The following is a 13,575-nucleotide window of genomic DNA, read 5'->3' on the forward strand; positions in this document are numbered from 1 at the left end:
CTGTTGATAACTGCGAAAGCGTCGGCGCGAGCCGTCCCGAACGGTGCGGCACGGTGTATTTACGTACGTCGGGGCACAATCATGAGGGAATTCTTACAAAAAAATCACGTTCTGCGCCGCTTGATTTCTTTAAAATGCGCTGTTACGTTGCGCCAGACACTGCCTGGGCGCGCCGTGCGGCCGGCCGGGACGGGGTAGAACAATCGGTGCCGCGCGGCGGCAGTCGCCAGGGCGGAAACCCGTGCCGCGCGGCACGCGAGCCTGCTGCCGCTGCCGTCGAGAGGGCGCCGGAAGGCGTCGATCTGGCGTGCAACGGTGCCGCGGCTGCGCATCACGCGCGCGAGCGACGCCACGATCACGATTCAAGCGCATCACGCGTGCATACCGGCGCGTAGAAGGCGCCCATCATTCCAGTCATGCCAATCATCAAACGACCGAATTCTTCCAGTTCCTCAGGGCATCCAGGCCGCGAGCCATCTTTCGGCAGCAACGACAACCCGAGCCGCGACTATCGCTACGCGCAGCGTGAAGAAGACGAAAGCGATGCAAGCGGGAGTGGCGGGCGTTCCATCGGCGGCACGATCGCGATCTGGTTCGCCGGGCTGTTCGCGACGCTCGCCGTCGTCGGCGCGCTGATCATCGGTTACGGGCTCGTCGTGATGGGCCCGCAACTGCCGTCGCTCGACGCGTTGACGGACTATCGCCCGAAAGTGCCGCTGCGCATCTACACGGCGGATCACGTGCTGATCGGCGAGTTCGGCGAAGAGCGCCGCAGCCTCGTGCGCTTCCAGGACATCCCTGACGTGCAGAAAAAAGCGGTGCTCGCCATCGAGGATTACCGCTTCTACGAACACGGCGGCGTCGACTTCATCGGCATTTTGCGCGCGGGTTTCGCGGACATCATGCACGGCGGCTCGTCGCAGGGCGCGAGTACGATCACGATGCAGGTCGCGCGCAACTTCTTCCTCTCCAGCGAAAAGACCTACACGCGCAAGATCTATGAAATGCTGCTCGCGTACAAGATCGAGCGCGCGCTGACGAAAGACCAGATTCTCGAGCTGTACATGAACCAGATCTATCTGGGCGAGCGCGCTTACGGCTTCGCGGCCGCGGCACGCGTGTACTTCGGCAAGGATCTGAAGGACATCACACTCGCCGAAGCGGCGATGCTCGCGGGTCTGCCGAAGGCGCCGTCCGCGTACAACCCGGTCGTCAATCCGAAGCGCGCGAAGATCCGTCAGGAATACATCCTGAAGCGGATGCTCGACCTGAACTACATCACGCAGGACCAGTACAACCAGGCGATCAAGGAAGAGATCCGCACGAAGACGGCAGGCAACGAGTACAGCGTGCACGCCGAGTACATCGCGGAAATGGTGCGCCAGATGATGTACGCGCAGTACAAGGACGAAACGTACACGCGCGGCCTCAACGTCACGACGACGATCGATTCCGCCGATCAGGAAGCCGCGTATCGCGCGGTGCGCAAGGGCGTGATGGACTACGAGCGCCGTCACGGCTATCGCGGGCCGGAAGGTTTCGTCGAACTGCCTGCATCGGGCGACGAGCGCGACGAGGCTATCGAAGATGCGCTCAACGATCATCCCGACAACGGCGAGATCGTGGCGGCTGTCGTGACGTCGGTGGGCGCGAAGGAAGTGAAGGCGCAACTGCTCGACGGCACGCAGGCGAGCGTGACGGGCGACGGGCTGAAGTTCGCGGCGGGCTCGCTGTCGGCGCGCGCGGCGCAGGCACAGAAAATCCGCCCGGGTTCGATCGTGCGTCTGATCGCCGATGCGAACGGCAAGTGGCAGATCACGCAACTGCCGCAGGTGGAAGGCGCGCTGGTGTCGATGACGCCGCAGGACGGCGCGATCCGCGCGCTCGTCGGTGGCTTCGACTTCAACAAGAACAAGTTCAATCACATTACGCAGGCATGGCGCCAGCCGGGTTCGAGCTTCAAGCCGTTCATCTACTCGGCGGCGCTCGACAAGGGCCTCGGACCGGCGACGATCATCAACGACGCGCCGCTGTACTTCCCGCCGAGCGCGCCGGGCGGCGATGCATGGGAGCCGAAGGACGACGATCAGCCCGATGGTCCGATGCCGCTGCGTCTCGCGTTGCAGAAGTCGAAGAACCTCGTGTCGATCCGCATTCTGTCGTACATCGGCACGAAGTACGCGCAGGACTTCGTCACGCAGCGTTTCGGCTTCGACGCCGACAAGACGCCGCCGTATCTCCCCATGGCGCTCGGTGCGGGCCTCGTCACGCCGCTGCAATCGGCGGGTGCGTATAGCGTGTTCGCGAACGGCGGCTACCGGATCAATCCGTATCTGATCGGCGAAGTCGACGATGCGCACGGTCAGCCATTGTCACGCGCGCAGCCGCTGACGGCGGGCAAGGATGCACCGCGCACGCTCGAGCCGCGCAACGCGTACATCATGAACAGCCTGCTGCATTCGGTGGCGACGGCGGGTACGGGCGCGGGCACCAACGTGCTCAAGCGCAACGACCTGCAAGGCAAGACGGGTACGACGAACGACGCGAAGGACGGCTGGTTCGCCGGCTATCAGCAATCGCTCGTGGCCGTCGCGTGGATGGGTTACGACCAGCCGAAGTCGCTCGGCAGCCGCGAATTCGGCGCGCAACTCGCGCTCCCCATCTGGGTCGAGTACATGCAGCGCGCGCTGCGCGGTGTGCCGCAAACGGAGCCGGAAGTGCCGCCGGGCGTCACGACCGTCGATGGCGAACTGTTCTACGCGGACATGACGCCGGGTGCGGGATTTGTCGCGAGTATCGGCATGGATTCGGCGAATCCGCTGGCCAGCGGCGGCGATGCGGTTGGTACGGTCGGGCCGGCGGGGATGACGCCGCCTGCGCCGCCGCCGAATGTCACGTCGACGGAGAAGAAGCAGATCATGGATCTGTTCGAGTCGAACAAGCCTTGATGCCCGTTTGATTGGCTGGAAAGAAAAACGCGCCCGTGGTGGAAATCACGGGCGCGTTTTTTTGTGCTTGAGGAGCGTGCATCAGCGGATGATTCCATTGCGCGCTCAACAGGTTAGGGCGTTTGTCCAGGCGTTATCAACAGCCCTGCCAACAGAATCTGTTGATAACATGCCGCGAACGATGATCGTCCGTTTTTAAGGCACGCGCAGCGCAATCTGCATCGCCAGAAAATTTCATTGCTTGCTCAACGACTTACCCCGCTTGTCCCGACGATCTCAACAAGATCATCCCCAGAAACTGGGGATAACTTCACACGGCGCAATCACTGTGTAGCGGCGGCATGCGCTTCCTCAGCAGGCGGATTCCCCATCGCCTGAAACAACGCCGCCGTATCGTTCAACCGGGCGCCCGTATAGCGAATCTCGTCGAGCCTTGCATTGCGATACTGCTGCTCGCTGGCCCGCGATGCCGACACGGGCACGGCACCCAGCCGATACCGCGCCGACGTCTCGTCAAATGCATGCTGAGCCGCGCGCGCGGCCACGTTCGAAGCATCGAGCGATTGCGCATCGTGTTCCAGCAAGGCAAGCGTATCGGCCACGTTCTGAAACGCCGCGAGCACCGTCTGCTTGTATTGCGACGTCGCGGCTTCATACGAAGCCACCGCCGCGCGCCGCTGCGCAAATAAAGCGCCGCCATGGAAGATCGGCTGCGTGATCGATGCGCCGATGCTCCAGATCGCGCCCGCGCCCGACAGCGCGACGGGCCAGCTGAAACCGCCTTGTCCCATCGACGCATTCAACGTGATGCTCGGAAACATCTGCGCCGTCGCGACGCCGACATCGGCGGCGGCCGCTTTAAGCGTCGCGTCGGCGGCCTCGATGTCGGGGCGCGCTTTCAGCAGATCGGACGGCACCGACACGGGCACCTGTTCGGGCACATGCAGCGACGCCAGATCGAGCGGCGGAGGCGCCTGGTCCGGCGTGCGGCCGAGCAGCACGGCGAGCGCGTGACGCGTCGTCAGCAACTGCTGGCGCGCAGCGGGCAAACTCGCGGCCAGCGACGCCGCGCTTTGCTGCGCATTCAGCAGATCGCTATGGGAGACCGCGCCGAGATCGTAGCGGCGCTGCGTGTCGCGTGCCTGCTCGTTGGCGAGCGTGACGAGACGCTCCGCTGTCTGCACCTCGGCATCGAGCATCGCTGCCGAAATCGCCGCCGTCACGATATTCGCGGCCAGCGCGCGGCGCGCCGCGTCGAACTGGAAAGCCTGCACGGTCACGCGCGACGCGAGCGCCGCATTCGCCAGCCGCGCCGCGCCGAAAATATCGAACGTGTACTGCGCCTGCAGCTGGCCGACGAACGTGTTGTACAGAAACGTATTCGGCCCCGCTTCGGGAATCGCGAGTGCGCGTTGTCGCGCGGCCTGGCCGCCGGCATCGATGGTCGGCAGCATGTTGCTGCCGACCTGCGCGCGCAACTGCTCGCGCGCTGCCTTCAAACTCTTGTCGGCGGCATCGAGCGTCGGGCTATTGCGCAAGCCTTCGTCGACGAGCGCATTCAGTTCATCCGATTGAAACGTGCGCCACCATTCCGGCACGGCCTTCGCGCCGACGACGAACTGCTGCGTGACGCCTTGTGCGGGCACCGTCTGCGTCGGTTGTTCATCGGCGCCGTAGTGCGCGGGCGCGGGCATCGCGGGCGGGTTGCCGTTGGGCCCGAACGAGCAGGCCGCCGCGAACACGGAAGCTACGGCGACAGCGCAAGACGTGCGGGTCATCGAAAGAAAGCTCATGATCAATTCCCCGAATGTTCGGACGGCTCGGGCCGCGGATCGCGCTCGTTGCCGCGCACGCGGAACCACGCGGCATACAGCGCGGGCAGATAGAACAGCGTGAGCACCGTCGCGCTCGTGATGCCGCCCATCAGCGCCGTCGCCATCGGTCCGAAGAAGTTGGAACGCAAGAGCGGAATCAGCGCGAGCACGGCAGCTGCCGCCGTCAGCGTGATCGGCCGGAATCGCCGCACCGTCGCGCCGACGATCGCATCGAAACGCTTGTGACCTTGCGCGATGTCCTGCTCGATCTGATCGACGAGAATCACCGAGTTACGCATGATGATGCCGAACATCGCGATCACGCCGAGCATCGCGACGAAGCCAAACGGCTTGCCGAACAGCAGCAGCGTCGCGACTACACCGATCAGGCCGAGCGGTGCCGTCAGCACGACCATCAGCACGCGCGCGAAGCTCTGCAGCTGGATCATCAGCAGCGTCAGCACGGCGATGATCATGATGGGCATCTGCGCGTTGATCGACGTCTGACCCTTCGCGCTTTCCTCGACCGATCCGCCGATCTCGATCCGATAACCGACGGGCAGCGTCGAGCGAATGTTCGCGAGCTGCTTGTCGACGGCATGTGTGACGTCGATGCCTTGCGCGTTGCCGCGCACGTCGGATTGCACGGTGATCGTCGGTTGTCGGTCGCGTTCCCAGATCACACCGTATTCGAGGTCGTCGCGCATATGGCCAAGCGTACCGAGCGGCACCGCGCCGTTCGGCGTCGGCATCGCGAGCGTCAGCAGTTGCGACGGGTCGACGCGCTCGTTCTTCGGCGCGCGCAGATCGACGCTGATCAGCTTGTCGCGCTCGCGGTACTGCGTGACCGTGTAGCCGGACAGCGTCATCGCGAGAAAGCTCGACACGTCCGCCGACGTCACGCCCAGTTCGCGCGCCTTCTTTTGATCGACTTCGAAGCGCACCGAGCGCTCGGCGGGTTCGTCCCAGTCGAACTGCACGTTCGCCGTGCCGGCGTTCGCGCGCATCGTCGCGGCGACTTTCTCGGCGATCGAGCGTACGGTCGCGATGTCGTCGCCGCTCACGCGGAACTGCACGGGATAACCGACGGGCGGGCCGTTTTCGAGGCGCGACAGGCGCGTGCGGATCGCGGGGAAGTCGTTGCGCAACTTCGGTTCGAGCCAGCGTGCGAGCTTCTCGCGCTCCTCGACCGACTTCGCCGTGATCACGAACTGCGCGAAGTTCGGCTGCTGCAACTGTTGATCGAGCGGCAGATAGAAGCGCGGTGCGCCCGAGCCGACGAAGTCGACCGAATGATCGATTTCGGGCCGTCCTTCGAGCGCTTTTTCGATGCGCTGCGCCTGGCGCAACGTCGCTTCGAACGATGCGCCTTCGGGCAGTCGCACGTCGACGAGCAGTTCCGGGCGGTCCGAACTCGGGAAGAACTGTTGCGGCACGAGCGTAAAGCCCGCCAGCGACACGATGAACAGGATCACCGTAATCGCGAGCACGATGAAGCGCCGCTCGATGCACCACGTGATCCAGCCCGTCAGCCGTCGATAGAAGCGCGTTTCGTAGATGTCGTGCTCGTGATCTTCCGGTTCGTGCGCCTGGCGTTTGCGCTCGGGCAGCAGGTGATAGCCGAGCATCGGAATCAGCACGACGGCTGCGAGCCACGACGCGATCAGCGCAATCGCCGACACTTCGAAGATCGAGCGTGTGTATTCGCCCGTGCTCGACTTCGCGAGCGCGATGGGGAGAAAGCCGGACACCGTGACGAGCGTGCCCGTCAGCATCGGAAACGCCGTGCTCGTGTACGCGAACGCGGCGGCACGCGTGCGATTCCAGCCCTGTTCGAGTTTCACGGCCATCATTTCGACGGCGATGATCGCGTCGTCGACGAGCAGGCCGAGCGCGAGCACCAGCGTCCCGAGCGACACCTTGTGCAAGCCGATATCGAACAGATACATGCACAGCGCCGTCACGGCGAGCACGACGGGAATCGAGATCACGACGACCATTCCCGTGCGCACGCCCAGCGACACCAGACTCACGACCAGCACGATCGCAACCGCTTCGGCGACGGCTTCGAGGAAGTCGTCGACGGAATGCGCGACCGCGTGCGGCATGCTCGACACTTCGACGAGCTTCAGGCCCGCAGGCAGATGCGCCTGCAAATCCGTCATCTTCGCGTCGAGCGCCTTGCCAAGATGGATCACGTCGCCGCCCGTCTGCATCGTTACGCCGATGCCGAGCACAGGCTTGCCCGCGAAGCGCATCTGCGTGACGACGGGATCGTCGTAGCCGCGCTTGATCGTCGCGATATCGCCGAGCCGGAATGAACGGCCGTTGATGCGGATCAGCGTATCGGCGAGTGCGTTCAGGTCTTTGAATTGCCCCGTGGGACGCACGAACACGCGGTCGTCATGAGTCGTCAGCGTGCCGGACGGCGACACGCTGTTCTGCGAGTTGATCGCCTGCGCGAGCTGGTTCGGCGAAATGCCGAGGCGCGTCAGCTGCGTGTTCGTGATCTCGACATAGATGTGCTGGTCAGGATCGCCGAAATAATCGACCTTGCCGACGCCCGGCACGCGCAGCAGCACGGTGCGCAGTTCATCTGCATAGTCGTGCAGTTGTGCCGACGAAAAACCGTCGCCTTCGAGCGTGTAGATGTTCGTGTAGACGTCGCCGAACTCGTCGTTGAAGAACGGGCCTTGAATGCCCTGCGGAAGAGTCTGCGCGATATCGCCGACTTTCTTGCGCACCTGATACCAGGTTTCCGGCACGTTCTTCACGGGCGCGGAGTCCTTCATCGTGAAGAAAATCAGCGATTCGCCGGGACGCGAATAGCTGCGCAGAAAATCGATTGCGGGCGTTTCCTGCAGCTTGCGGCCGATGCGGTCGGTGACTTCTTCCTGCACCTGACGCGCCGTCGCGCCGGGCCAGAACGTGCGGATCACCATCACGCGGAACGTGAACGGCGGATCTTCCGATTGCGCGAGCTTCGTGTACGCAAGAATGCCGAACGCGGTCGAGAGCGCGATCAGAAACACCACCAGCGCCTGATGCCGCAGCGCCCACGCGGACAGGTTGAAGCGTCCTTCTTCGTCGTGCATGCCGCTCATGACGCGAAATCCTCGGGATGCAGCGGTGCGACGACGCGGACCTTTTCGCCCGCCGTCACGGTATGCACGCCTTGCCACACGACGCGTTCGCCTTCGTTCAAACCCTGAGAAATCGCGATGGTCCGTTCGGCGTAGTGCGAAACCTGCACGCGGCGCAGTTCGAGCTGATCGTTGCCGCTTTTCACGACCCAGACGGCGGGCTGCGTGCCGTCGTGGAAGAGGGCCGTCGCGGGCAGCGTGTAGAGGCTGGCGTGCGCAGCGGTGGAGTCGTGCGCGAAGTCGATGTCGGCTGTCATGCCGAGACGCACGTCGGTGCCCGGATGATCGAGCGTGAGCTTTGCGCGCCACGTGCGGCTTTGCGGATCGGCGGCGGGCGACAGTTCGCGCACGCGCGCATTGAACGTGCGGCCCGGCAGCGCGCCGAGCTTGACGGTGGCGTTCGTGCCCACACGCAGCGAAGCGAGCGCGCCTTCGGGCACGTCGCACACGACGTCGACATCGCCCGACCATGCGAGGTTGTAGACGGCCTGGCCCGACGACACGTTTTGCCCCGTATCCGCCTGTTCCGCCGTGATGACGCCCGCGTGGTCGGCGGTGAGCGTCGTGTATTGCAGTTGGTCTTTCGCGAGCGCGGCCTGTTGTTGCGCCTGATCGCGCTGCGCGGCCGCCGATGCGTACGCGTCTTCCGTCTGTTCCAGCTGCGTTTGCGCGATCAGGTTCTCGCGAGCCTGCGCGCGGTCGCGGTCGAGTTGCTGCTTTGCATAGACGAGCCGATGCTGCGCGGCATCGAGTTGTGCGGCGGCGCTGGCGGCATTCTTCTGCGCATCGGCGGGATCGAGTCGCGCGACGATCTGACCGTTCTGCACGACGTCACCGAGACGCACGCGCCGCTCGATGATCTTGCCGGCGATACGGAACGACAGCGGTGTCGAGTAACGCGCCTGCACTTCGCCCGGCAGCGAGGCTGCGAGCGGCTGGCCATCGGCATGCACGGCGACGGCCACGACAGGCCGCGGCGCGGGCGCGGCGGCTTCCTTGTTGTGACAGGCGGCGAGCGTCAGCGCGCTCGCGAGAACGAGTGCGGTAAACGCGGTACGACGAAGCGATGGAGATGATGCAGACAGGCGAGACAGCTTGCGCGCAATGACTGGCGCGCCACGACGGGAACGATTCACGATGCCCCCAGGCTGAAATGCAAACGGATACGGCAGGCCAGAGGCTACCGACGGCGTACGGTGAACCGTTAACACGTGCATTTCGATGCGGATCGCATCAATGAACATGTCGCTTCACCAGGTGCTGCACTGATTGCTTCGGATGTTGAAGTGCATTCTAATACACACATGTATCTGAATGCAAAGCCGAATCTGGTGACGGATCGATGCTAGACTGTTAAATATGAAACGCATACGACTCACCCGCGAACAGAGCAAAGACCAGACGCGCTTGCGTCTGCTCGATGCTGCGCAGGCCATTTTCATGAAGAAGGGGTTCGCCGCGGCGAGCGTCGAGGACATCGCCGAGGCGGCGGGCTACACGCGCGGCGCGTTCTACTCGAACTTCCGCAGCAAGCCTGAACTGTTCCTGGAATTGCTGCGGCGCGATCACGAGTCGATGCAGGCGGATCTGCAAAGCATCTTCGAAGAGAACGCGACGCGTGAGGAAATGGAAGCGAGCGTGCTGCGCTACTACAGCCGCATGCCGAGCGAGAACAAGTGCTTCATCTTGTGGGTGGAGGCGAAGCTGCTCGCCGCGCGCGATGCGCGGTTCCGCGTGCGCTTCAATGCATTCATGCATGAGAAGCTAGAGCAGCTGACGGCGTATATCGCGGAGTTTTCGGTGCGCGTCGGCACGCCGTTGCCGTTGCCGGCCGAAACGCTGGCGGTCGGTCTGATGGGCTTGTGCGACGGCATGCAGTTCTTCTTTACCGTCGACCCTCAACGTTTTTCAGGCGAGCGCGCGGAAGAAGTGCTCGGCAGTTTCTTCGCGCGCGTCGTGTTCGGCCGGTCGATGGACTGATGCAGGCGGCGCCAGTTGCGCCGCTCAGATCCAGACGTCGTTGAGCGCCGTGCGTTCGCTCGTTTCGTTGCCCGTGTTTTTCACGCCGCGCGGCTCGATCAGCAGCAGTTTCACTTCTTTTTCTGCGTAGGGCTTGTGCTCCTTGCCCTTCGGCACGACGAACATTTCTCCCGCCGACAGCGTCACCGCGCCATCGCGGAAATCGAGACGCAGTTTGCCTTCCAGCACGATGAAGGTTTCGTCGGTATCGGCATGATCGTGCCAGATGAAATCGCCTTCGATCTTCACGACCTTGAACTGATAGTCGTTCATTTCGGCGACTACGCGCGGCTGCCACTGGTCGTGGATACGGCTCAGCTTGTCGGTGAAATTGATGGCTTGATAGGGTGTGGCGGACATGGCGTTTCCTTTCGTTGAAAGTCAATGCCAGCGAGTGTAGTGACGCGTCCGCACGGAAGTCTTGAACGTTCGTGCAAACGCGGCGCGGCGTCAGCGGGTTTGTGTGGTGAGCATCCGAAGCCAGCGCGACGGCGTCACGCCGTAGGCGGCCACGAAATGCCGTGTCATGTGGCTTTGGTCCGCGAAGCCCGCGGCAGCGGCGGCATCGACGAGCGCCATGCCGCGCAGCATCGATAGCCGTGCGGCGTCGAGCCGGCGCATCGTCAGATAGCGATGCGGACTCGTGCCGTAAAACGTGCGGAAATCGCGCGACAGACTCCAGCGGTCGCGGCCGCTCGCGGCGGCCAGTTCGTCGAGCGTGACGGGACGGTCGAGTGCGGCGTGCAGATAATCGCGTGCGACCTGCGCCGCGCGGAAATCGGCGGAAGCGCGCAGCGGTTGAATGGAACGTGCGCCCGACGCGGCATCGAGCGCGTGCGCGAGATCGAACAGCGCGTCGTCCTGTTCGAGCGGATCGAGCGGACGGTCTATGCCTTGCAGCAGCGTTTCCGTCGCGGCGGCCAGACGCGGATCGTCCGACAGCCCGCCTTCGATGAACGGCAACGGCTTGCCGCCCAGCGCCGCCTGGAAGACGGCGGGCTCGACGTAAATCATCCGGTAGCGGAAACCTTCGTCGGTCCCCGCCTGACCGTCGTGCATCTCATCGGGATGAAGCACCATCGTGCCGCCGGGCAGGCTGTTGCGCACGCTGCACCGGTAATGAAAACTCTGCACGCCCGCGAGCGTGCGTCCGATCGCGTACGTGTCATGCCGATGCAGCGCGTAGCCGTTGTGCTGGAAAAAGGCCTCGATCCGCTCGACGCCGTCCTGTGCGGGCGCGCGCCGGATCCAGTCGCGCGTTTTCGTGTCTGGATTCGTGGCTTGAGGCGCGGTCGAGGCTGGTTCGGACGTTGCGTCGGTCGCGTCAGTTGTATTGCGTGCCTGCATGATCGAACGGTCAGATGCCGATTCAGATGCCGAGACCCGGCCCAAAATTGCTGCCGATCAGCTTCGTCACCGACTGGATGTCCGCGTAATCCTGCTCGGGCAGGCCGTCGAGCATCGACAGCACTTCGTTGCTCGCGCCGGCATCGCGCGCGGCATCGACGAGCGCGTCCTTGTTGAGCGGGTAGGTGACGCCGCTCAGCACATCTGCAATCTGCAGGTCAATCGATTCACCCGGAATAGCCGATTCCGTCATGCTCGCGCTCCATTGTTCTGAAAGTTATCGACGCGAGCGGGACGATCTGCCCGTCGAATCGCGCAGCGTTGCGCAATCAGTCGCGCCGTCATGTCTGCAGATGCTCGTCCTGTGCGATGAAGCCGCGCTCCAGATGCCGCGACTTCGGTAGTGCAATGTGCTCCCATCGCTCTGGCCGGATGTCGGTCTGGGCCGCGACGTCCGGCGCGGCAGGCGCGACGGGGGCGGCATTGGCGCGGGCGGCGGCCGTGTCGATCGTGCCGTCCGTCGCCGTATGCACCGGCGCGGCGAAACACGAAGCCGACAACGTCACCATGATCAACAGCGTCGAGGTTTTCATCGCTCGACCTCCTTTTGCCAGGCAGCGCAGGAACTGCATGCAAGCGGTATGCCATTTCGATAAACACGTCGGGGCGGCCGCTCCACGCGGTTGCCGTCTGCGAGCACCGCGTCTCACCCTCATATTACGCCAGTTATTTTTACAAGCGCTGAAGAGGCGCAAGGAAGCAAGGATATGGCGCGCCGTTGACGGAGGTTTGAGGCGGTTTCATGTCGGGCGGGCGGCGCGTCGCGAGCGATTCAAAGGCTGCGTGCGATGCGCACGGCATCCCGTATGTAGAAAGCGGGTGGCGTTAACCCGGCATATCCGGACACCTGCGTGGCGGTGCGAGCGAGCGGTCAGCGCAGCACGTCGAAACGGGTCCACGGCCACGATGGCCGGTCGCGCATATAGCCGTTCAGCCAGTTCCATTGCGGATGGCGTTTCATGAACGCCTGCGCGTCGAACGGACGGCCGCACGGATGACCCCAGCGCGCGAAGAACGCCATCTCGCGCGCCATGTCGCTATCGACGACCTTGCCGTCGTTCGCGCCCCACGGATTGAACGGCCCGTGATCCGAGCCGCCGAAGCGCTGGTCGTCGAGTTCGAGATGACCGCAGATTGTTCGCGAGCACGGGTTGTCCGGGCGATCGAGATAGACGTCGTGATGATCGGCGATCATCGCCTTCGCCAGTTCGACATCGATCTTTCCTCGATGAATTTCCTCGAGCTGCATGAAGCGCAAGCGCCGCGCGCCGTTGCGACGCACGTCGGTGTAATCCTCGCCTTCGCCCGTACATTCCTGATTGCGGATTTTCAGGTCGGTCGCCGCGTTGTAGCCGCTGTAGAAGCCGTCCTTCGTGCTCTCGAAACCGGAGTAGTGCAGGCCGAGTTCGTAGCGGGCGATCTCGCCTGTCTTTGTATCGCCGATCAGCCAGCTGTTCGCGTAGCCGCCGTTGTTGGCCATCGCGAACATCTCGCACCATTCGCCGATGCTGTTCGCGTATTGCGTCGCGTGTCGCGAGCGGTAGAACTCCGGCGCGCCCGATGCGTTGTAGCCCGCGAAGTTCGAAATAGTCGTTTCCGTCACCATCAGGCCCGCCGACGTCACCCAGAAATCGGTCAGGCTCGAAATGCAGCCGGGCAATCCTTGCATCAGGATGCGGTTGCCCGATTCGGGGACGATGTCGAACACGACGTTGAACGCGTCGCCCGCGGCGTATCGATCCCACGAGTTGTGCGCCATCACGATGCGGCCGTCGCGCGTTGCGCTGCCTGTTGCGATGAACGCGCTGCAATGATGCCCTCGCCGCCCGCGCCACGGCTTCAAACCGAGTTGCGGCTTCTGCAGCGCCGCGTTCTGCGGCCACCAGCTTTGCAGCAGATCCATGTAGCCGTTCCACGCGAGCACTTCGGCGAATGTCAGTTTTGCGCCGTCGGCGATGCCCTGGATTTCGTCGGCGTATTCGCTGTCGATGCGAGGCGCGAATTGCTCGACGGCGGCATTGATGAACGTGTCGAACTCTTCGCCCGTGTCCCATTTCGCGAGATAGCGGGCCGTGCGGATCGCGTTCTGGATTTCGGCGGCGAGCAACTGGCCGTGCTGCTCGCCGCGGTCGTACGGCTCGCCTTCGACATGCACGAAGATCCAGCCGGCATGATCGCGGCGCACGGCATCGATGGACGGTTTGCTCATCTTCGCTCCCGCTCGTTCGGATAGCGCGGCATCGC

10 protein-coding genes are annotated in these 13,575 nt (G+C 63.7%); 2 read left to right on the forward strand and 8 right to left on the reverse strand.

Translation table 11 applies throughout. The annotated features are described in order from the left end of the window. The first annotated feature begins 416 nt into the window (after positions 1–416). Positions 417–2,948, forward strand: a complete 2,532-nt coding sequence (locus tag QEN71_RS07180) for a penicillin-binding protein 1A (RefSeq protein WP_201656238.1) — start codon at positions 417–419, stop codon at positions 2,946–2,948. Between the two features lie 323 nt (positions 2,949–3,271). On the opposite strand, the gene QEN71_RS07185 is transcribed toward QEN71_RS07180, so the two are convergent. Genes QEN71_RS07185 through QEN71_RS07195 form a run of 3 tightly spaced genes read right to left on the reverse strand, consistent with a single transcriptional unit; the run spans position 3,272 to position 8,999 of the window. Then, positions 3,272–4,741 (reverse strand): efflux transporter outer membrane subunit, encoded by a 1,470-nt coding sequence (locus QEN71_RS07185; RefSeq protein WP_201656240.1) that lies wholly within the window; start codon positions 4,739–4,741, stop codon positions 3,272–3,274. A 2-nt stretch (positions 4,742–4,743) separates the two neighbouring features. Continuing rightward, a complete protein-coding gene (locus QEN71_RS07190; protein ID WP_201656242.1) occupies positions 4,744–7,866 on the reverse strand; it encodes an efflux RND transporter permease subunit in 3,123 nt (1,040 codons plus the stop codon). Further along, positions 7,863–8,999: an efflux RND transporter periplasmic adaptor subunit gene (locus QEN71_RS07195; protein WP_201656451.1), complete on the reverse strand. Its 1,137-nt coding sequence runs from the start codon at positions 8,997–8,999 to the stop codon at positions 7,863–7,865. The genes QEN71_RS07190 and QEN71_RS07195 overlap by 4 nt, the downstream gene beginning before the upstream one ends. A gap of 265 nt (positions 9,000–9,264) precedes the next feature. Here QEN71_RS07195 and QEN71_RS07200 point away from each other — a divergent pair, with 265 nt between their 5' ends. Further along, positions 9,265–9,885: a TetR/AcrR family transcriptional regulator gene (locus QEN71_RS07200; protein WP_201656244.1), complete on the forward strand. Its 621-nt coding sequence runs from the start codon at positions 9,265–9,267 to the stop codon at positions 9,883–9,885. Positions 9,886–9,909: 24 nt separating this feature from the next. On the opposite strand, the gene QEN71_RS07205 is transcribed toward QEN71_RS07200, so the two are convergent. The 5 genes from QEN71_RS07205 to QEN71_RS07225 all read right to left on the reverse strand — a co-directional run bounded on the left by QEN71_RS07205 (position 9,910) and on the right by QEN71_RS07225 (position 13,540). After that, on the reverse strand, positions 9,910–10,284 hold the full coding sequence (locus tag QEN71_RS07205) for a cupin domain-containing protein (RefSeq protein ID WP_201656246.1): 375 nt from the start codon (positions 10,282–10,284) through the stop codon (positions 9,910–9,912). Between the two features lie 90 nt (positions 10,285–10,374). Next, positions 10,375–11,271 (reverse strand): AraC family transcriptional regulator, encoded by an 897-nt coding sequence (locus QEN71_RS07210; RefSeq protein ID WP_233472011.1) that lies wholly within the window; start codon positions 11,269–11,271, stop codon positions 10,375–10,377. Between the two features lie 22 nt (positions 11,272–11,293). Next, on the reverse strand, positions 11,294–11,524 hold the full coding sequence (locus QEN71_RS07215; RefSeq protein ID WP_201656248.1) for a DUF2795 domain-containing protein: 231 nt from the start codon (positions 11,522–11,524) through the stop codon (positions 11,294–11,296). 88 nt (positions 11,525–11,612) lie between these two features. Continuing rightward, the gene (locus QEN71_RS07220; protein WP_201656250.1) at positions 11,613–11,864 is read right to left on the reverse strand and encodes a hypothetical protein; all 252 of its coding nucleotides are present in this window, start codon (positions 11,862–11,864) and stop codon (positions 11,613–11,615) included. Between the two features lie 338 nt (positions 11,865–12,202). Continuing rightward, a complete protein-coding gene (locus QEN71_RS07225; protein WP_201656252.1) occupies positions 12,203–13,540 on the reverse strand; it encodes a C45 family autoproteolytic acyltransferase/hydolase in 1,338 nt (445 codons plus the stop codon). Positions 13,541–13,575 lie beyond the last annotated feature (35 nt).

Origin of the sequence: Paraburkholderia sabiae (assembly GCF_030412785.1) — a bacterium.
GTDB classification, from domain to species: Bacteria; Pseudomonadota; Gammaproteobacteria; order Burkholderiales; family Burkholderiaceae; genus Paraburkholderia; species Paraburkholderia sabiae.